This window comes from Hydrocarboniphaga sp. (genome assembly GCF_028291725.1).
Classification (GTDB): Bacteria; Pseudomonadota; Gammaproteobacteria; order Nevskiales; family Nevskiaceae; genus Hydrocarboniphaga.
The window spans coordinates 66,567-87,255 of record NZ_JAQGNT010000064.1; the positions used below are offsets into that span (position 1 = coordinate 66,567).

16 protein-coding genes and 1 pseudogene are annotated in these 20,689 nt (G+C 61.8%); 12 read left to right on the forward strand and 5 right to left on the reverse strand.

What is annotated here, in order from left to right:
- Positions 1-8: 8 nt before the first annotated feature.
- The 5 genes from JWQ90_RS18300 to JWQ90_RS18320 form a co-directional block, all read right to left on the reverse strand.
- Positions 9-2,438: an MMPL family transporter gene (locus JWQ90_RS18300; RefSeq protein WP_299696446.1), complete on the reverse strand. Its 2,430-nt coding sequence runs from the start codon at positions 2,436-2,438 to the stop codon at positions 9-11.
- Positions 2,439-2,526: 88 nt separating this feature from the next.
- Complete coding sequence (locus JWQ90_RS18305; protein ID WP_299696447.1) at positions 2,527-3,651, reverse strand: YCF48-related protein; 1,125 nt, start codon at positions 3,649-3,651, stop codon at positions 2,527-2,529.
- 69 nt (positions 3,652-3,720) lie between these two features.
- The gene (locus tag JWQ90_RS18310) at positions 3,721-5,106 is read right to left on the reverse strand and encodes a DUF1329 domain-containing protein (RefSeq protein ID WP_299696448.1); all 1,386 of its coding nucleotides are present in this window, start codon (positions 5,104-5,106) and stop codon (positions 3,721-3,723) included.
- Positions 5,107-5,138: 32 nt separating this feature from the next.
- Positions 5,139-6,824 carry a DUF1302 family protein gene (locus JWQ90_RS18315; protein ID WP_299696449.1) on the reverse strand — a complete coding sequence of 562 codons (1,686 nt, stop codon included), beginning with the start codon at positions 6,822-6,824 and terminating at the stop codon, positions 5,139-5,141.
- A gap of 311 nt (positions 6,825-7,135) precedes the next feature.
- On the reverse strand, positions 7,136-7,960 hold the full coding sequence (locus JWQ90_RS18320) for a TetR/AcrR family transcriptional regulator (RefSeq protein WP_299696450.1): 825 nt from the start codon (positions 7,958-7,960) through the stop codon (positions 7,136-7,138).
- A 292-nt stretch (positions 7,961-8,252) separates the two neighbouring features.
- On the opposite strand from JWQ90_RS18320, the gene JWQ90_RS18325 reads away from it, so the two are divergent.
- The 12 genes and pseudogenes from JWQ90_RS18325 (at position 8,253) to trbL (ending at position 20,689) form a co-directional block, all read left to right on the forward strand.
- Positions 8,253-9,383, forward strand: coding sequence for an acyl-CoA dehydrogenase family protein (locus JWQ90_RS18325; protein WP_299696451.1), 1,131 nt, complete (start codon positions 8,253-8,255; stop codon positions 9,381-9,383).
- Positions 9,380-10,156 (forward strand): SDR family NAD(P)-dependent oxidoreductase, encoded by a 777-nt coding sequence (locus JWQ90_RS18330; RefSeq protein WP_299696452.1) that lies wholly within the window; start codon positions 9,380-9,382, stop codon positions 10,154-10,156. The genes JWQ90_RS18325 and JWQ90_RS18330 overlap by 4 nt, the downstream gene beginning before the upstream one ends.
- 13 nt (positions 10,157-10,169) lie before the next feature.
- Positions 10,170-11,036 carry an alpha/beta hydrolase gene (locus JWQ90_RS18335; protein ID WP_299696453.1) on the forward strand — a complete coding sequence of 289 codons (867 nt, stop codon included), beginning with the start codon at positions 10,170-10,172 and terminating at the stop codon, positions 11,034-11,036.
- Positions 11,037-11,938: 902 nt separating this feature from the next.
- The gene (locus JWQ90_RS18340; RefSeq protein WP_299696454.1) at positions 11,939-13,924 is read left to right on the forward strand and encodes a conjugal transfer protein TraG; all 1,986 of its coding nucleotides are present in this window, start codon (positions 11,939-11,941) and stop codon (positions 13,922-13,924) included.
- The gene (locus tag JWQ90_RS18345) at positions 13,921-14,391 is read left to right on the forward strand and encodes a CopG family transcriptional regulator (RefSeq protein ID WP_299696455.1); all 471 of its coding nucleotides are present in this window, start codon (positions 13,921-13,923) and stop codon (positions 14,389-14,391) included. The genes JWQ90_RS18340 and JWQ90_RS18345 overlap by 4 nt, the downstream gene beginning before the upstream one ends.
- Entirely contained in the window at positions 14,388-15,380 is a 993-nt protein-coding gene (gene trbB, locus JWQ90_RS18350; protein ID WP_366919541.1) for a P-type conjugative transfer ATPase TrbB, read from the forward strand. Before JWQ90_RS18345 ends, trbB begins: the two co-directional genes overlap by 4 nt.
- A gap of 65 nt (positions 15,381-15,445) precedes the next feature.
- Positions 15,446-15,706, forward strand: a pseudogene (locus JWQ90_RS18355) (TrbC/VirB2 family protein); the annotation flags it as partial.
- Positions 15,703-15,957: a VirB3 family type IV secretion system protein gene (locus JWQ90_RS18360; RefSeq protein WP_299696457.1), complete on the forward strand. Its 255-nt coding sequence runs from the start codon at positions 15,703-15,705 to the stop codon at positions 15,955-15,957. The pseudogene JWQ90_RS18355 and the gene JWQ90_RS18360, both read left to right, overlap by 4 nt.
- 7 nt (positions 15,958-15,964) lie before the next feature.
- Positions 15,965-18,385, forward strand: a complete 2,421-nt coding sequence (gene trbE / locus JWQ90_RS18365; protein WP_299696458.1) for a conjugal transfer protein TrbE — start codon at positions 15,965-15,967, stop codon at positions 18,383-18,385.
- On the forward strand, positions 18,382-19,101 hold the full coding sequence (gene trbJ, locus JWQ90_RS18370) for a P-type conjugative transfer protein TrbJ (RefSeq protein WP_299696459.1): 720 nt from the start codon (positions 18,382-18,384) through the stop codon (positions 19,099-19,101). Before trbE ends, trbJ begins: the two co-directional genes overlap by 4 nt.
- Positions 19,102-19,111: 10 nt before the next feature.
- Positions 19,112-19,360 (forward strand): EexN family lipoprotein, encoded by a 249-nt coding sequence (locus tag JWQ90_RS18375; RefSeq protein ID WP_299696460.1) that lies wholly within the window; start codon positions 19,112-19,114, stop codon positions 19,358-19,360.
- Between the two features lie 6 nt (positions 19,361-19,366).
- Positions 19,367-20,689: a P-type conjugative transfer protein TrbL gene (trbL, locus tag JWQ90_RS18380; RefSeq protein WP_299696461.1), complete on the forward strand. Its 1,323-nt coding sequence runs from the start codon at positions 19,367-19,369 to the stop codon at positions 20,687-20,689.

The window sequence follows — 20,689 nt, forward strand, 5'->3', positions numbered from 1 at the left end:
GCGTATTTTTAAACTAGGACCTCGGCGCCCGTAGATTCCGCCCAACGAACACTCGACTTCTGCAACAGGAAGTGCGACAGCGCTGGGATCAGCACGAGAGCGCCGACCATGTTCCAGAGGAACATGAAGGCGAGCAGTATTCCCATGTCGGCCTGGAACTTGATCGGCGACATCGCCCAAATCGCCACGCCCGCGGCGAGCGTGATGCCGACCAACGCGACGATGCGGCCGGTGAAGTGCACAGACAGTGCATAGGATTCCTTGAGCGGAACTCCACTACGCTGGTGCATCAACTGGATCGACAGCAGATACAGTGCGTAGTCGACCCCGATTCCGACACCCAACGCGGTCACCGGTAGCGTCGCCACTTTGACGCCGATCCCGAGAATCACCATGAGCGCTTCGCACAACACGGAAGTCATCACCAGCGGGATGACTGCCACAAGCGTCGCGCGCCAACTACGGAACGTGATCAGACACAGCAGAACCACCGCTGCATACACCAGCAACAGCATCTCGCGGCTGGCCTGCTGCACCACGATGTTGGTTGCCGCTTCTATACCGGAGTTACCGGCCGCGAGCAGAAACTTCAGATCTTTGGTGTCGTGTGCTTTGGCGAACGCTTCGGAAGCCCGCACGACCTGAGACAAGGTCTCGGCTTTGTGATCCTTCAGATACACGACCAGCGGGGCAACGGAATATTCGGTGTTCACCAACTCCGGATTGCCGACCAGCACATTGTTCAGTGCATCGCCCAGCACGAACTGGCTTCGATTGATGGTCATCCACTTCGGATTGCCTTCGAATGTCGCCGCGGTGTAGCGCCTCAGCAAACCAGCTGCCGAGGCGGTGGTCTGGACGGCCGGGAGATTGCGCAGCTCCTGTTCGAAGCGGTCCATCTCCAGCATTGTGTGATAGGACGCCACACCTGGCGAAGGCGACTTTACGATCACCGCGAACTGATCGCTCGACAGCCCGAAATGAGAGCTGACGAAGGCGTTGTCGACGTTGTAACGCGAGTTGGCCCTTAACTCGGGCGCACCGGGATCTAGATCGCCCACCTTCAATTCCAGGCTGAGCATGGCGCCGGCCAACGTGATGGCCGCGCTGACCACGAGGACCGGAATGGCCCAGGCCCGTTCCGTACAGCGCGCCAACGCCGCGTAAGCGCGGGCGGTGCCCTTCACAGCCCCACCTGCCTTCTCGGAGCTCAAACTGCGTCGGGCTGCCGCCGGACTGACGCCGATGTACGATAGTACGACGGGCAACAAGACGAGATTGGTGAAAATCAGAACCGTGACGCCGATGCTCGCGGATACCGCCAGCTCGCGGATGACCGGAATGTCGATCACCATGAGCACCGCGAATCCGACGGCATCGGCGATGAGTGCCGTCACCCCAGCGAGGAAGAGCCGGCGGAAGGTGTAGCGAGCCGCGACGTACCGATGGGTACCGCGTCCGACGTCCTGCATCACACCATTCATTTTCTGAGCGCCGTGGCTGACGCCAATGGCGAACACCAGGAAAGGAACGAGAACCGAGTACGGATTGATGACGTAGCCCAACAGCCGAATCGTCCCCAATTGCCAGACGACCGCGATGATGGAGCACGAAAGAATCACGGTGGTGCTGCGCAAGCAGCGAGTGAAGAGATAGATGATGATGGCGGCGATCGCCGCGGCGATCGCGAAATAGCCGATCACCTGCCATAGGCCGTCGATGAGATCGCCCACGAGCTTGGCGAAGCCCACCATGTGAATGCCGATCGTATCGGACTGCAGCGAGCGCACCTGGCGCTCGAGATTGTGCGAAAGCTCGACGTAATCGAGCGGCTTATCCGTTGCGGGATCGCGGTCCAGTAGCGGCACGAAGATGATGCTGGAGTGAAGATCGTTCGACACGATCGAGCCGACGATGCCAGCGCGCGCCACGTTCTCACGAAGCTGGGCGATCGCGCTTTCGGAACCGTCGTATCGATCCGGCATCACCGGACCACTGAGCGTTCCCTGCTCGTTGATTTCGGACCACCGAACTACCGGGGTCCACAGCGACTTCATGTAAGAGCGATCCACGCCCTTCATGAGAAACACGGCGTCGTTGATCTTGCGCAGTGTTTCGAGGTACTGCGCGTCGTATACGTCGCCCCTGCGATTTTCGACCACGATGCGGATCGAATTCCCCAGGCCACGCAACGACGCGGCATTCTCCAAGTAATTCCTAATGTACGGGTGCGATTTCGGGATCATCTGCGAGAAGCTCGCATTGACCTCCAGCTTCGACGCGTTCCAAGCGAGCAGGACCGTGAGTAGTGCGAAAACCGCGATCAGCATCTTGCGGTAATTGAAGATGATGCGCTCTAGCAGGTTGCCCGAGCGCGGATCGAAATCTTCGATCGTGCGCGCCATCGCATCCTGATTGCTTGTCGAAGCTACCGACATCGATATTACCTCTCGTTTTCGATCGCCAGCGTTGCCGACGACCGTGCCCTCGCCCGCTTAGCGGTGAAGCGCAGGTTCATGGAACCGGTCATTGCGGGCGTGATGCGGCCGCTAAGATCCTTTTTGCTGCAGGTTCACCAGCGCGCGAAGCCGCCGTGTTCGAACCGGGCGTTGCGCCAGACTTCACCAGGCTCAGGCCGTCACTGCTGGCGTACACCAGCTTACCGTCCTGGGGTTCGACCGCAGTCGCGGGTGCCCCTGCGCCAACCCCGGATGCGCTGAAGCTGAGCCCATCGTCAGAGCTTCGATAGAGTTCGCCGTTGGCGTTTGCCACAACGAAGCTGTGCTTACCGATTGCCGCACCTGCCGTGACCGCCGGGCGAGAAGGCATGGCGATGCTTTGCCACTGCCTGCCCCCGTCCGCGCTGCGATACACCGTGCCCTGCAATCCAAACGCAATCACGGTCTGCCCCTCGCCGGTGAGACCGAAGAAAGTCCCCGCGTAGCCGGTCGAGACGCGCAGGAAGCGCTGGCTCTCCGAATCGAGGCGGAACACCAGACCCTGTTCACCCACGATGAAAATCGTGTCGCCGACTTTTCGGATCGCATTGAGCGTGACGAAATCCGGGTTGTCGACGTGTTCCAGCCACGGGAGCCAACTCGAACCGCCGTCTCGTGTGACCGCGATCATCCCGAACGGTCCGACCGCATACCCGGTTTCCTCGTCCGTGAAGCAGACATCCAGATACGGCAACGATGGACCGTCTTTGTAGTTCAAATGCGTCTGCATGAGCAGCGCCGATCCCTCCTCGGAGCCCGCATCCACGAGGCGCTGATAGTGGGCCGCGAATTCGGTCGCCGCACCACGCCCGTCGAGCTGCTTCTTCCAAGTCTTGCCCCCGTCCTTAGTGGCGAGGATCACGCCATCGTGGCCCACGATCCATCCCGTTGCGGGACCCACGAAGGTAACGGCAGTAAGATCGGACTGAACAGGCGACGGTTGCTGCGTCCAAGTGACGCCACCATCCGCCGACGACACGATGAGCCCACGCATCCCGACACCGACCAAAAGGGGGCCGGCATGCGTGAGCGCTGTAATCGGCGCCTTCGCAGGAGCAGCCAGAGTCAGAGCAGCAACATCCAACGGATCTTCGAACTGTGCATACGCCGCCCCGCTGACTGCGAACAGCAGCAAAAAACCAATCGTTTTCATTTCCGAAGATCCTCTATCAGCAATGGGGCAGATGCCGCCGCGGCGAGAGGTCTCGCCGCGGCATATACCCTACTGGACGCCCATGCCGCTCATGGCTTCTGGAGACAGCGTCGACATGTTCGGCAGCTTGGTGCTGATCTCTATGCGATCGGCGTCGGTTGCGTGGTAGAACACAGCGAGGTAATTGCCCTTGCTGAAGTCATAGACCAAGCCCGCGAAGCCGCCCTCGGCCACCGTCTCGGGATAGAGCAGGAAGCGGGAAAAGCTTCCGACACGCCAGATGTTCCCGGCTTGGTCGTAACTCTCGCTGGCATACAGCGCCCAGGTGTCTTCGTCGAAGTAGAGCGTCTTGCGGCTTGCGGCATGGCGCGCACCGGCGCGGAGCTTGCCCTCGACTACCCAGACGCGATGCTTTTCCCAACGTTCCATGGCCGGGTTTTCGTACTTCGGAGTGAATGCCTGGGTTCGATTGATGACGTTTGCGTTGAGCTTGTAATTGTTGTACTGCAGGTACATCTCTTTTTTTCCAACGATCTTCCATTCGAAGCGGTCCAGACGCCCGGCGATGCCGTCAATTTCGTCGTAAGTGCAAGCGCCGCCGTAAGAAGCTACCGGTGTGTCGTACTTGAACTCCGGGGCTCGCCGTACCCTGCGCTGCCCAGGTGAGTAGAACCAAGTCACTTGATCCTGTTTGGCGAAGTTCAGCGGGTACTGGAAGAGATACGCAGTACCAGCAACCGTCACCGGCGAATCAAACACGGTTTTCGCGACCGTATAGAAGGGCCGGTTGTCCGGCAGGCTGTCCTTGGTCTTGTCGTAGTACGGGTGGGCGTAATAGAAATTCAGATCTCCCAGGTCGGTGACACCACCACCGGTATCAATCAGAAAGTTCTGCGTACGGTTGTACCGATAGGTGCCCTGCCAACGAAGGTAATGGTTCCAAATCACCTCGGTTCCACTCTTCGGGATCGGAAACGGGATGCCGCCATAAGCGCCTTCCACACCATCTCCATCGATGTCGCCCACCAGCTTCGCGTTGGTTGCGTTTTTCAGCGTGTTGGCATTGACCCAATCCGGGTAAGAAGCAGTGCGGCGCGTGGGATAGACGTTGAGGTAATAGTCCGGATAGCGTTTGATCAGCGCTTGCAGACCGGGCGTCACCTGATCTTTGTACTGAGCGATGTTCTGCGCTGTGATCTTAAACAACGGCTTCTCATCGGCGAACGGATCGGGATAGCTGGCTTTCGACGGGTTGGTCTTGGGAAGCGACTTCATAGCGGCCAGACCGCCGTCGTAGGCGGGAATCGATCCGTCGCTGTTGGCGCCAGCCTCGGCGCCGAAGGGCGTGAGTTCGCCACCCAGCTTTTTGGCTTCCTCGGGCGTGGCGCCGGCCAATGCAGCCATAGATATCGTCGCCGCGACGATGCCGGCGAGAATCCGATTTCGATGCATCATGATGGTTCTCCTGTGTCTTTTTGTTTGTGTGTCTAGAACGAGGCTTTGAGTACCAGCGACAGCCAGCCCTTGTCGTTCCACATGTAGGTTCCGGTTCCCGTCGGGACATAGGGACCTGCGCCGGCATCCTGCGAAGGCTGCTTTCCGGGTTCGGCGTAGTAGCCGTTGTAGGCCAATTTCACGCTGTACTTGCCGCGATAGACGGCTCGCACGCCGAGGGAGTACGCCACGGATCCCTGAACATTGCCGGTGAACGCAGTGCCGAGGTACTGACCGTTGCCATACACACCGATGTTGAAATTGAGCGGGAGATCGATGTCGGTTCCCGGAAACACCTGAAGCCATTGCGGATCGATGTTCAACGTCGTGGATACGTTATCCTTCGTCGCACACCCATCGGTTCGTCCCAAGCCCGCGCAAGGTGCATAACCCTCACCGTTGTAGAGTTCCTCGTTCGACGTGACATCAAGCACACGGGTGTAAGCCACCTCGAGGATCACAGCGCCTGTGTCGTAGAGAAAGTTGGGCGTGAGACCATAAATGCCATTGGCGACGACATTCAGCGTGTTGCCCTTGGCGCCATCCGTGTTGGATACACCCCCCGGCATCGAATAGAGCGCCGTGCCCCGACGGTACGAGGCTTCCAAGCCCAGGCTCACCGGTCCCAGATTACGATCCAAACTGAGGCCATACAGATCCACATTACGTGCGAACGAAAGGTGGTAGTACGGCGCAAGCGGATCACCGCCAAGGCCGATGAGGATCGGTGTGTACGGCATCGTTTCGTCGAAGTGCCGATAGTAAAAACCCAGCGTTCCGTAGTCGCCGTCCGGCTGCCACTTCACGTTGACACCGAGGTTGTTGTGGAGATTGTCCGGCTCGTCGTTTGGTCCACGCGGAACCTGGCCTTCGATCGAACCAGATCCAGAGAAAAAGGCCGGATCGACGATTCCGAGAAAGGTGCCACCCTCGGGCAGCCGATTGGCACGCCATTCGAGGAAGTACTGCGCCCCAACCGCCAGCGAATCACTCAACTGCGCATGCAACGATAGCTGCGCACGAGGCAGGAACAGTTCTTTCACCTCGGTTCCTGGCGCCGTCGTCGCCTTGATCACATCGAGCGGGCTTTGCGAATACGAAATGCTCTGAAAGCCGGCAAACAACGCATTGCCCCAGAACTCGGTCAGACGTCCGGCTTTGATCTGAACCGGCGTACCGAAGAGGTCGGTGTTCGAGTAAACGAATGCATCGTCGAGCTGTAACCCTTGGTTGTAGTAGCGCTTGATATAATGCGAGTACTCGTTGTCGGGGTTGCCGGACGAGTAAGCCGCCAGATCGGGATTGGTTTTAATCGTATGGTTGTCATACGCGAAGTCGTGCCAAGCATCGGCGCTGACTCTCAATCCATAGTCGTTGCCATGCCGGATTCCGATCTCGGTCAGCAAGCTGAGACGATTCGTGACGATGTCGCCGACATCGTCGAACTTGTACTCGGAGTTCTGCAGGAGCGGGTTGTTACCGATGCCGGGATCGATGTCCTGCATGCGCATTCCAACCGAATAAGCCGCAGTGTTATTCCACTGCACGCTCCAATCACCGTCGCTGTAGATCTGCGCCGCCTGCGTAGCACACGCCGAAGTAGCCAGCAGAAAACCGAGCGCACCGCGCGCGCAGTCACAACGATTCCAACGATGCAGCATATGCCGCTTGACGTTCATAGCTCTCCTCCCGCTTGGGTTATTGCCGGCCGCTCTTCGACGTCCGGCGGTATAGTGAACTATATATATCAATATTATGACTTTTAAGTCAACATAATGGTTATGTTGGTCAGTTCGACTGTGCCGCCGGGAAGCAAGCGCGCACGAAAGCGCGCTCGGCAAAAGCCGGGCAGCTGCCCGCTGCCGCGTTTCAGCTGGAGGATTTGACGGCGAATCCGCGCCGGCTACGGCGGCGCGGACGGCTTGTCGATCTAAGCTTCTGTGCGAAGCTTTTCCGTGCTCGAAGCGAGGCTATCGCTCGGGCGGACGATCTAGCGCTTGGCGGGGCCCGACTTCTTCGACGAACGGTCCTTCTTGGTTTTCGTGCCGCCCACAGCCGACTTCGATCGTTTGGGTGTCGCGGCCTTTTGGGCGGGCTTGCGCTTCGGCACCGCAACGGCCGGCACTGGCGAGGCAGCTACGGGCTCGCCGTGATCGCTTGCCTCGATCTGTGCGTACGAGGGCAGTTGGTGATCAGACATTTTGGCCGCAGAGGTTCCCAAGCCTTGCATGAGAATGTCGACCATTCCTTCGGCTATCTGCGTACTGCTCAGTGGCCCATCCGGTGAGAACCACAGAGGAATCGAATTCACGGCGCCCATCACGGCGAAGCGCGCCAGTCGAGGATCGACGGCGCGGATGGTGCCATCGGTAATCCCTTCTTCGATGAACGCGATCACGTGCGCATCGACCGCATCGCGCCGTCCGATGATGTTGTTGCGGTCCTCGAGTCGTAGCGCGCCGACGTCGGAGATAATGCCCGCGCCCCCCATGGTCCCGTTCATCCAAGTGACGTAGCACCGAACCATCAGCCGGAGCTTGTCATAGCCCCCCCGGCCCTGCTGATGCGCGTAGCGATAGGAGCGCTCGCTGATATCGAGTGCCATCTTGTGGCACTCGAAGAGAATCTCCTGCTTGTCCTTGACGTAGTTGTAAAGCGTGCCCTTCGACACCTTCAGCGACTCGGCGATGTCGTCCAACGAGGTGTTGTGATAACCGCGGCGCGAGATCGTCCGCGCTGCTTCACTGAGAATGGTCCGGCGCTTGAGTCGATAGATCTCGTCGTCGGTTCGAAGCTCGTTATTCCACCTTGCCACCGCACTCCTCCACACGGCTCGAAGCAGTTTCTTCGGCCGACACCTAGTTATACATAAGGGTCAGAATATTATATCCGGGACGCAAATAGTTAGGGGAGACATTTCTCGGGTGGCGATTTGCCGCAGTATGTGACCCTTAAGTCAATATATTGACTTGATCGTCGATCACGTTTACGTTGCCGCTACAGCTGACCGAGATCGAGCCGAGCGCACCCTTTCGGCCGACCGGACTGGATCTGTCGGGTCGAGGTTCGGCGCAGAGCGTGACCATCAAAAACAGGAGGAGAGAGCCGTGTTGACCGATGACGACCTTCAGATCCAGGACGGCGCGCGCCGGTTCGCGCGCGAACGACTGATTCCGCAGAGCGCCGCATGGGACCGAGGCGAACCGGTACCCGATGCGCTGCTCAGAGAAATGGGCGAACTTGGCTATCTCGGCCTACTGATTCCGGAAGAGTACGGCGGCAGCGGGGCGTGCCTTCTGACCTACGTCGTCGCGCTGGAAGAGATATCGGCCGGCAACGGCGGACTGTCCACGCTCATGCATGTCCATGGCCTGGGCACGGCAGGCCCTATCGCCCGCTTCGGCACTCCTGCGCAGAAACAACGATGGCTACCTGCGATGGCGAGCGGCGAAGCCATTGGCGCGGTATGCCTGACGGAGCCGAACGCCGGCTCCGACGTCGCGGCTATCCGCACCCGAGCGGTCCGCTCGGAGGGCGGTTGGCGACTGAGCGGCGTCAAACAATTCATCTCGAACGGAGCACGCGCGAAGATCGCCATCGTGCTTGCCGTGACCGATCCTCATGCGGGACGCCGGGGCATGACGCTGTTCCTGGTTCCCACCGATACCCCCGGCTTCAAAGTCGGCAAGCCCGAGGAAAAAATGGGTCAGCGAACATCCGATACCGTACAGATCACTCTGGACGACTGCGAGGTGCCCGAGGACGCCATTCTGGGCGGGCTGAACCAAGCATTCGGTCTCACCATGGGTTTGCTATCCGACGGCCGAATCTCGATCGCGGCACAGGCCGTCGGCATGGCGAGCGCGGCACTGGATCATGCGGTTGCCTACGCACGTGAACGCACCGCCTTCGGTAAACCATTGACCGGCCACCAAGCCGTGGCGTTTCGGCTTGCGGACATGGCGACCAGTGTCGAGGTGGCCCGCACCTTCACCCAAGCGACCGCCCGGAAATTCGACGCGGGCGTGGACTGTGTGAGCGAAGCCTCGATGGCGAAGCTTTTCGCCGGCGAGATGGCCGAGCGGGTGTGCTCGGACGCGATTCAGATCCACGGCGGCTATGGCTATTTGAAAGACTACCCGGTCGAACGCATCTATCGTGACGTCCGCGTTTGTCAGATCTACGAAGGCACCAACGACATCCAACGTCTGATCATTTCCCGGAAGGTCTGCGCATGAATCCGATCCAGAAAGATGCACAGATGGAAGGAAAGATCGCCTTCATCACCGGAGCAGGAAGCGGACTGGGTCGTGCTTTCGCCCACGCTTTCGCTGCCAGCGGCGCGACTGTCGCTGCGACGGACGTCGCATTCGATCGCGTGGCCGGCGTGGTCTCCGAAATCACTGGCTTGGGAGGAAAAGCGATTGCATTGCGCCTGGACGTCTCGAGCAAGCAGGAAATCGCTTTGGCCGTTGCAGAGACGGCGGCCCGGTTTGGGCAGATCGACATCGTCGTCAACAACGCCGGCGTTCCGGCCTTCGCTCGATTCGACGACGAGAAGTACGACGAAGTATGGAACCGGGCCATCGCGATCAACCTGACGGCGTATCAGGTGGTTGTCCGTGCAGCACTCCCTCACCTACGCACGTCCAAATCGCCGCGGATCGTGAACATTGCCTCGGTTGAGGGCCTAGGCGCCTCCCCGGACCACAGCGGGTACTGCGCGACCAAGGCCGGGGTCATCGGCTTGACCCGCGCCATGGCCGTCGAACTCGGCCGAGAAGGCATCACGGTGAACTGTGTCTGCCCGGGTCCCATCGACACCGACATGACCGGCTTCGTCTCGGCGGAAGACAAGGTGATCTTCGCCAAGCGTCGGACGGTCCTTCGCCGATATGGGCGTCCCGAGGAAGTGGCCCACATGGTACTGAGCCTTGCGCATCCGAACGCGTCCTACGTCACCGGCTCGATCATAGCCGTCGATGGCGGCTTGACCGCTCGAAATTCTTGAGCAGGGCCGGATCGTGAGCACCGCGGTCGTCAGCCAGCACTTTTCCGGCTCCGAAGGCCTGTCGCTGGCGGCCGACGTCGGAGGCGATCCTAGCCACTCCCCGATCGTGCTGCTGCATGGCGGTGGACAAACCCGGCACGCCTGGCGTTCGACCATGTCCCAGTTGATCTCCAGGGACTACCACGTGATCAGCTACGATGCCCGCGGTCACGGGGACAGCGAGTGGGCGGCCGATGGCAACTATTCACTGGGGAAGCTGACCGCCGACCTACGCTGCCTCGCCCGGCACCTTTCGTCACCGCCAATATTGATCGGAGCTTCGATGGGCGGCATTACATCGTTGCATCTGAGTGCCGACTTGCAGAAGACCGGCGTGGCGGCTCTGGTTCTGGTCGACGTGGTCCCCAAAGCCGATCCGCGCGGCTTGGAGAAGATCAAAGGGTTCATGTCGGCGAATCCGTACGGCTTCGAATCCGTCGAGGACGCGGCTCGAGCGGTCGCCGAATACAATCCCCAGCGGCGATATCAGCGTGACCCGTCCGGACTAATGAAGAACCTGCGCTATCGCGCCGATGGTCGACTTCGCTGGCACTGGGATCCGCGATTCTTGGAGTACCAAATCAAGACGCCGCTCACTGCCGAGCTGATTGTCGATCCGAAGCAAACTATCGACGTGCCGACATTGCTGGTCTACGGCAGTAACAGCGATATCGTCAGTCCGGCAGGTATCGACGATCTGAGAAAGTCGATCCCCAAACTCGAGGTTCGCGAAGTCGGTAATGCCGGTCACATGGTCGTCGGCGACAACAATGAAACCTTCGTCGAGGGCATGGCGAGCTTTCTGAAGGGCCTACCGATGAAAGAGCCTCGGTTGACCTGACTATCGACACGCCCTCCCCGTACCGGAGCGGCAGCTCGCCAAGCGTCATCTCGCCGCGGGGAGAGCGTCCATGGACAGCAGTCAGAAGCTCCAAACAAAGAAAACAACGCAAAGCCGCCTCGCGGATCCCAGGAGGTCGCCTCTTGTCAACCGCCGAGCATCTCTTTAGCAAGCAAGGCTACACCGCTACCGGACTGCAAGAGTGTTGTTGCTCACTGAGAATGGACCATCCTGCTCAACTTGACGATGACCTGTCTCGGCAACGACTTGCTCAATCTCGCCAGCCACCTACCGGGCGCAAACCTGATCAGCAGATGGCCAGCAGTTTCGCCATCAGATGATCACTTTTCAGCGAGCGGCAACACCTCATCGGCAGCGGCGATTCGGACAATGGACCCTCGGTGGAGTCGAGGGCTCAATTGCCACCTGCATGCGCTCGTGGGACGACACCCTTTTGCATTTACCCGGGAGCTGATGATGTCGGCTCCCAATGTTCGATTCGCCCTGGTCACGCACATCATGTCGGCGCTGGCCTTTCACGAAGGCAGCCCGATGACATCCGCGGCCTTGGCGGCGTTCATTGATGCCGGACCGACTTTGGTGCGACGTACGCTGTCGCGGCTTTCGAAGGCGGGTTTGGTCTGTTGCTTGGAGGTGGCCAGTTTTCAGTCGGCAGCAACGCACTTGCGGCCTCCGAACGAGTGGCGGGGCACGCATGCCGCAAACCGATGTAGTACTCCCGAACAGGTTTGTGACGCGAATTGGTTACCCCAGACTACGCATCGTAGTGCTGCGGCTATTTAGTGGCCAAGGTGAAATAGCAGGCCGGGCAGCCCGCAGAGCGCATTGAAGATTGCGTAACTAAGCGTCGTCAGGAAGCTACAACGGAAGAGAGGGCAAGGATGCCGACCGGTATATTCTTCACCCAGATTCTCGCAATAGTCGGAATCATCGCTCTGGGCGTCTGGAGCGCAACTCAATGGACGGCGTCGGCCCTGGGATACCAATTACGTCTGGGTTCCCCTTGGTTCCATCTGTTCGAAACCCCTTTCTACCACCCGTGGCGGCTGTTCGAATGGTGGTACTTCTTCGACGCCTACGCACCGAATATTTTTCTAGGCGGCGGCGCCATCGCTGCGTCCAGTGCCTTAGTTTCTGTCGTGGCGGCAATTAGCCTGTCGGTCTGGCGGGCTCGGCAAGCTAGGCTTGTCACCACATTCGGTTCTGCGCGCTGGGCGCAGCCTGACGAAATTAGGCCCACCGGACTGACGGAGCCTTTAGGCGTTTTCCTTGGCCGCTTTGAGTACCGCTATCTGCGGCATGATGGCCCAGAACATGTCATGGCCTTTGCGCCGACTCGCTCGGGCAAGGGCGTGGGGCTCGTGGTGCCAACGCTGTTGTCGTGGCCCGGCTCAGCCGTGATCCATGACATCAAGGGCGAGAACTGGCAGCTCACCGCAGGCTGGCGCTCGCGCTTTTCTCACTGCCTCCTGTTCAATCCGACCGACACGAAATCGGCTGCTTACAACCCGCTGCTGGAAGTGCGCCGCGGGCTGCATGAAGTCCGCGACGTCCAGAACATCGCCGACATCTTGGTCGATCCAGAAGGAGCATTGGAACGACGTAACCACTGGGAGAAGACCAGCCATGCCTTGCTGGTCGGCGCCATTCTGCACGTCCTTTACGCCGGCACCGACAAGACGCTGCGCGGTGTCGCCAATTTCCTTTCCGATCCCGCGCATCCCTTCGAGCTGACGTTGCACCGGATGATGACGACTTGCCACGTCGGCGACTCGCCCCACCCCGTCGTCGCGTCCGCCGCCCGAGAGGTCCTCAACAAGAGTGACAACGAGCGGTCCGGCGTGCTCTCCACGGCAATGAGCTTTCTTGGCCTGTTTCGCGATCCAACGGTAGCCGAAGTCACGTCGCGCTGCGACTGGCGCATCGCCGACTTGATCGATGGCAATCACCCAGTCTCGCTGTACTTGGTCGTGCCGCCTTCCGACATCAGTCGCACTAAACCGCTGATCCGTCTGCTGCTCAACCAGATTGGCCGGCGTCTCACCGAATCGCTGGATGGCTCGGATGGTATTGCGCGACGACATCGGCTGCTGCTGATGCTCGACGAGTTTCCGGCACTGGGACGGCTCGACTTCTTCGAAAGTGCCCTCGCCTTCATGGCCGGCTACGGCTTGCGAGCGTTCTTGATTGCGCAGTCTCTCAACCAGATCGACAAAGCCTACGGGCAGAACCATTCGATCCTCGACAACTGCCATGTCCGCATCGCGTTCGCAACGAATGACGAGCGCACGGCAAAGCGCATCTCCGATGCTCTTGGCACGGCCACTGAGTTGCGAGCCCAGCGCAACTACGCCGGACACCGGCTTGCTCCCTGGCTCGGGCATCTGATGGTGTCGCGCCAGGAGTCGGCACGGCCGCTGCTGACGCCCGGCGAAGTCATGCAGCTCGCGCCGGACGACGAGATCGTGATGGTCTCCGGTCATGCCCCGATCCGGGCGAAGAAGATTCGCTATTACGAGGATCGAAACTTCTCGAATCGCGTACAGCCTCCGCCGGTGTTGACGCATGGCCTGTATGTCGATGCGCCTCCTGCGCGTCCAGACGATTGGAGTGCGTTGACGCTGCCGCACGTCATGAATGTCGACGCGGACTCCAGAAGCGGCTGTGGCGATTCGGACGATGGCGGCCGACAAACACAGCTCGACTTGAGCGCGGCCACTTCCACGGAACCATCAAAACCCGCAAACGACATCGTCTCGCTAATAGACGACGATGCGCCGATCCGCATGCTCGACCGGAATCGTCGCTGGCCTTCGCGCAATGCACGGTTGGCCGCGCTCGATCCGGACGACGGGATCGCGTTATGAGCCGTGCCCGCCTCAACATCTTTCTCGAACACGAGCACGCCAGGCGCCTGGACGAACTGGCGACGATGAAGGGCTTGTCGAAGTCCTCGATCATCGCCGCGGCACTGGCGTCGTTCCTATCGCCCGATTCCGGCGACCGTCGCGAGGCGGCCATTGCCAAGCGGTTGGACAAGCTGTCGCACCAGTTCGATCGGCTGGAACGCGATCAGAACATCCTGGTCGAGACAGTCGCGCTGTACGTGCGCTACTTCCTGACCGTCAGCACGCCGGTGCCGGAGGCACATCAAGACGCGGCACGGGCGCAGGGCCGCGCCCGCTTCCGGCAGTTCGTCGAACAACTCGGCCGTCATTTGATGCGCGGCAACAGTCTGGTCAAAGAGGTTCACGAGGAGATATTCCCAGATCAGAGCCAGTTCTTCGGCATGGAGAAAGAGCAAGCGGACGAAACGTCGGGTCCGCCGTCATGACACGCCGACCCGAGTCGACCAATCCCGTCATCGCTTCGCTCGACCGCCGCGTCCGAATGCTGCGCACGGCGATGGGGCCGGTGATCGCGCAGGCGCTGGACGAGGCGGACGTGGTGGAAGTGCTGCTCAATCCGGACGGCTCGCTATGGGTGGACCGCCTCGGATCAGGTCGCGCGCCGCTGGGCGTGAGTCTTTCTGCCGAGGATGCCGAACGCATCATCCGGCTGGTGGCGGCGCATGTGAACGCCGAGGTGCATGCGGGCATGCCCATCCTCTCTGCTGAACTACCGGAGACCGGAGAACGCTTCGAAGGTGTGCTGCCTCCCGTGGTGCGCGCGCCAGCGTTCGCGATTCGCAAGCGCGCAGCCGGACTGATCAACCTCAATGACTATGTGAGCGACGGAATCTTGAGTACCGAGCAGGTTGCGTTCTTGCGCACCGCCGTCCACGAGCGCTCGAACATCCTGATCGCCGGCGGCACGAGTACCGGCAAGACCACGCTGGCTAATGCGCTGCTGGCCGAGATCGCCGTGACGGGCGATCGCGTGATCATTCTCGAAGACACGGTCGAGCTGCAGTGTGTGGCCGATGATCATGTCCCGTTGCGCACGCGCCCCGGCGTCGTCTCGATGGCGGAATTGGTGCGTTCGACGCTGCGGCTGCGGCCCGACCGCGTCGTCGTCGGTGAGGTCCGCGGCAGCGAGGCACTCGACCTGCTGAAGATATGGGGCACTGGCCACCCAGGCGGCATCGCCACGATCCACGCCGGCTCGGCGCATGGCGCGCTGACCCGACTGGAACAATTGATTCTCGAAGTGGCAGTCACGCCGCCGCGTGCGCTGATCGCCGAATCCGTCAACGTCGTCGTCTTCATCGTCGGTCGTGGCCGCAGCCGGCGCGTGCAGGAGATCGTGCGCGTGACCAGCTTCGATGACCGCGGCTACCAGCTCGAACCGATTCCTTCTACGCCTAACGGAGATCCGACATGACGGCTTCACGCTTTTCTGTAAATCCGCTTCTACCGATCCTGCTGCTGGTGGTGCTGATGGGCTTCATGCTGCCCGCGCACGCAGCCGGATCGAGCATGCCCTGGGAAGCACCGCTTGAATCCATTTTGGAATCGATACAAGGGCCGGTCGCGCGCATCGTCGCGGTGATCATCATCATCTCCACTGGGCTGGCACTGGCCTTCGGCGATACCAGCGGCGGATTCCGCAAGCTGGTGCAGATCGTCTTCGGCCTGTCGATCGCGTTCGCCGCCTCGTCGTTCTTCCTGAGCTTCTTCAGCTTCTCCGGCGGCGCGGTGGTGGCATGAGTGCCGGCTTCGAAGTCCCGCTGCACCGCTCGCTGACCGAACCGATCCTGCTCGGCGGGGCGCCGCGGACGGTGGCAATCGCCAACGGCACGCTCGCCGCTGCGGTCGGCCTCGGGCTGCAGCTCTGGCTACCGGGTCTTGCGCTGTGGCTGGTCGGCCATTCGCTCGCGGTCTGGGGCGCGCGGCTCGATGCGCAGTTCATGCAAGTCTTCGCGCGGCACATCAAGCACCGCGTGCTGCTGGACGTGTGAGACCGCCGTGCTGAATCTCGCCGAGTTCCGCAAGCGTCCTGCCCTGCTGGCGGATTGGCTGCCCTGGGCCGGGCTGATCGCACCGGGCGTCGTGCTCAACAAGGACGGCTCGTTCCAGCGCACCGCGCGCTTTCGCGGCCCCGATCTCGACAGCGCCACGCAGAGCGAACTGGTCGCCACCTCGGCGCGACTAAACAACGCACTGCGCCGGCTCGGATCTGGATGGGCGCTGTTCGTCGAGGCGGAGCGCTGCGCCGCCGCCGACTATCCCCAATCCGAATTCCCTGAAGGACTGTCCTGGCTGGTGGACGAAGAACGCCGCGCGGCGTTCGAGGAAGGAGGCAGTTACTTCGAGAGCACCTACCATCTGACCTTGCTGTATCTGGCGCCGGAGGAATCGAAGACGCGTGCGGCGAAGCTGCTCTACGAGAACACCGCGCGGCAGCAACTCGACTGGCGCGACCAGCTTGCGGGCTTCGTGTCCGAGACCGAGCGCGTCCATGGCTTGCTCGAAGGCGTGATGCCGGAGATCGCCTGGCTCGACGATAGCGAGACCTTGAGCTATTTGCACCGGACCGTGTCCTCGCAGCGGCAGCCGATCGCCGTCCCGGAGATTCCGTTTCATCTCGATGCACTGCTGGCCGACGAGGCCCTGACTGGCGGCCTGGCGCCGATGCTCGGCACGCAGCACCTGCGCGTGCTGTCGGTACGTGGCTTTCCGACTTCGACCTGGCCTGGACTGCTCGACGATCTCAATCGCTTGGACTTTGCTTACCGCTGGAGCACGCGATTCCTGTGCCTGGACAAGGCCGAAGCCGAACGCGAACTCGGCCGCCTGCGCCGTCAATGGTTCGCCAAGCGCAAGAGCGTCATGGCGCTGCTGCGCGAGACGATCTTCCAACAGGAAAGCCCGCTGGTGGATTCCGATGCCTCGAACAAGGCGGCCGACGCCGACGCGGCACTGCAGGAGCTCGGCAGCGATCAGGTGGCTTACGGCTACGTCACGGCCACCGTTGTCGTGTTGGACGTCAATGCCGAAGTCGCCGATGAAAAGATGCGGGCGATCGAGCGAACGATTCAGGGCCGCGGCTTCGTCACGATTCCGGAAACGCTCAATGCGGTCGATGCCTGGCTCTCGTCGATTCCGGGCAACGCCTACGCCAACGTCCGCCAGCCGATCATCTCAACGTTGAACCTTGCCCACCTGCTGCCGGTTTCCGCGATCTGGGCCGGTCAGTCACGCAACGCGCATCTCGATGGGCCACCGCTGATCGTCACGCGCACCGACGGCGCGACACCGTTCCGGCTCGTGACCCACATCGGCGATGTCGGCCATACGTTGATCGTGGGACCGACCGGCATGGGCAAGTCTGTGCTGCTCGCCACGCTGGCCTTGCAGTTCCGGCGTTACGCCGGCTCGCGCATTTTCGTCTTCGACATGGGACGATCGATGCGCGCGACGATTCTCGGACTCGGCGGCGAGCACTACGACCTGGGGATGGATGGCCAGGTCGCGTTCCAGCCGCTGGCGCATATCGACCAGGACAGCTACCGCAGTTGGGCGGCCGAGTGGATCGAAGGCCGGCTGGCGCACGAGGGGATCGAGGTTGGTCCGGCCGACAAGGAAGCGGTGTGGTCGGCGCTGGGCAGCCTGGCCAGTGCGCCGCCGGAGCAGCGCACCCTCACTGGCCTGTCGGTGCTGCTGCAATCGAATCGACTGCGCCAGGCCCTGCAGCCCTACGTATTGGGCGGCGCGCACGGGCGACTGCTCGACGCCGACCATGACCGGTTGGGCGCGAGCGTCGTGCAGGGCTTCGAGATGGAAGAGCTGATGCACAGCAAGGCGGCGACCTTGGCCGTGCTGCGCTATCTGTTCGTGCGCCTGGAGGCGCGCTTCGACGGTGCACCGACGCTGCTGATCCTCGACGAGTCCTGGCTGTTCCTGGACGACCCGGTGTTCGCGGCGCGCATCCGGCAGTGGCTGAAGACGCTGCGCAAGAAGAACGTCTCGGTCGTCTTTGCGACTCAGTCGCTGGCGGACGTGCGCGACTCGACCATCGCGCCGGCCATCATCGAGAGTTGCGCCAGCCGCATCTTCCTGCCGAGCCCGCAGGCGACCGAACCGCAGATCCGCACGATCTACGAAGGTTTCGGCCTCAACGCGCGGCAGATCGAAATCGTCGCGCAGGCGCAGCCCAAGCGCGACTACTACTACCAGTCGCGACTCGGCAATCGGGTCTTCGATCTGGGATTGGGGCCGGTGGCGCTCGCTTTCGCCGGCGCGGCCTCACCGGACGATCAACGCTCGATCGACGCCGTCGTTGCTGCGACCCAGCCCGAAGCATTTCCGGCGGCATGGCTGCGCCATGCCGGCCTCGATTGGGCCGCCGATTTACTGACCCACTTTCCTTCGGAGGCCTCGCCATGAAAGCACTCGGTGCATTCGTACTCTTAGCCTTGCTGATGACCTCGCCGGTCCGCGCCTTTCCGGTCTTCGATGCCGCCAACTTCGGGCAGAACCTGTTGACGGCAGTCCGCACGCTCGACCAGATCAACAACCAGATTCGGCAGCTGCAGAACGAGGCGCAGATGTTGAGCAACGACGCGCGCAATCTGTCGAGCCTGGACTACAACGCAGCGAACCGGCTTCGCGTGACGCTGGCGACGACGAACCGCCTGCTGCAGGAAGCTCAAGGCCTGGCATTCGACGTGTCGAGCGCGCAGAGCGAGTTCGCACGGATTTATCCCGAGACCTACTCGACGACGATCAGCGGCGACCGCATGGCACAGGACGCCCGTGAGCGCTGGGCCTATTCGCTCAAAGCGCTGCAGACCTCGATGAGCATGCAGGCGCAGGCCGCGCAGAACTTCGTGGTCGACGAGACGACGCTGTCCGACCTCGTCGGCCAGAGCCAGTCCGCCGTCGGCCAGCTGCAGGCGACGCAGGCGACCAATCAACTGCTCGCGCTGCAGGCGCGGCAGTCGATTCAGGAGCAGCAGCTGCGCATCACGCAGGACCGTGCGACGGCGCTGGAGCAGGCGCGCACGGTCGCCGCGCAGGAACGCTCGCGCGAAGTGCGCCGCCGCTTCCTCGGCGACGGCACGCAGTACACGCCGCAGGCGGTCAACTTCTACAGCCACTAAGGAGGTTCTCATGAAGCCGTTTCCGATCGTCATCGCATCCGTCCTGCTGCTGTCGGCTTGCGGAAAATCTTCAGCGCCGCCCGCAGCGACCGACTCGGTGGAATCGCTGGCCGCCGATCCCGCTCGCCTGAAAGAGGTGCAGCGCCGGTGCAAGGAGAATCGCGCTCAGGTCGGCGAAGCCACCTGCATTGCCGCGAGCGAGGCGACTCGCAAACGCTTCATGGGCGACGCCAAGGCCAAGTACACGCCGAAGGACTGATCGGCCGTGGACGATCTATCGGTCATCGACCGCTTCCTCGACGTCTTCTCGCGCTACATCGATTCGGGGTTTGGTCTTCTCGGCGGCGAGGTCGCGTTCCTCACCGCGACGTTGGTCGTGATCGACATGACCCTGGCCGGACTGTTCTGGGCCATGGGCGGCGAGGATGTCATCGGCAAGCTGATCAAGAAGACTCTGTACGTCGGCGCGTTCGCCTTCATCATCGGCAACTTCAACGCGCTGGCCGGGATCGTCTTCCGCTCGTTCGCGGGATTGGGGCTGCTGGCTTCCGGCTCGACGCTGACCCAGGCCGACCTGCTGCAGCCGGGGCGCCTCGCCGCCGTCGGCGTCGATGCAGCACGGCCGATCCTGGAGCAGATCGGACAGCAGTCGGGATTCCCCGAGCTGTTCCTCAACATCGACAGCATCGCCGTGCTGTTCCTTGCCTGGCTGGTCGTGATCGTCAGCTTCTTCGTGCTGGCGGTGCAGCTCTTCGTCACGCTGATCGAGTTCAAGCTGACGACGCTCGCCGGCTTCGTGCTGGTACCCTTCGCGCTTTGGAACAAGACCTCGTTCCTGGCCGAGCGCGTGTTGGGCAACGTCGTGTCGTCGGGCATCAAGGTGCTGGTGCTCGCGGTGATCGTCGGCATCGGTTCGGGAATCTTCGGCGAGTTCCAGACGCCGCCCGGTAGCGAGCCTTCGCTGGATCAGGCGCTGGCCCTGATGCTGGCATCGCTAGCGCTGTTCGGACTGGGCATCTTCGGACCCGGCATTGCAAGCGGGCTGGTGTCAGGCGCACCGCAACTCGGCGCCGGTGCCGCAGCGGGTACGGTGTTGGCCGCTGCCGGCCTTACGGTCGTCGGTGGTGCCGCCGTCGCAGCCGGAGGGTCGGCGGTGGCGGCCGGCGCGCGCCTCGCTCCAGGTGCCGCGCGTACAGCGGCCAGCGGCGTCGGCAGTGCAGCGCGCTCTGCCAGCGTGATGGCCAGCAGCGTGCGCTTCGCCTATCGGGCCGGTGCCGACACTTCGGGCGCCAGCGGCCTGCGCGCCGCCGGCGCCGGGCTAGCCAACGTGGCGCGCACCGGGGCCGCATCCGTCGGTCAGCGGATCGGCGCGGGCGCCCGCGGCGTCCGCGATCATTTGAGCGGCGCGGCAAGCCCAGAAGCATCTGCATCCGGCTCCGCGTCTCCTGGCACGCCAGCCTGGGCTCAGCGCCTGCAGCGCCGCCAGCATCTCGCGCACGGCGCGTCGATGACCGCGCACGTCGTGCGCTCGTCCGATCACGGCGGCAGCGGCGCTAATCCGAGCCTCAAGGATGACGGAGAGAAATGA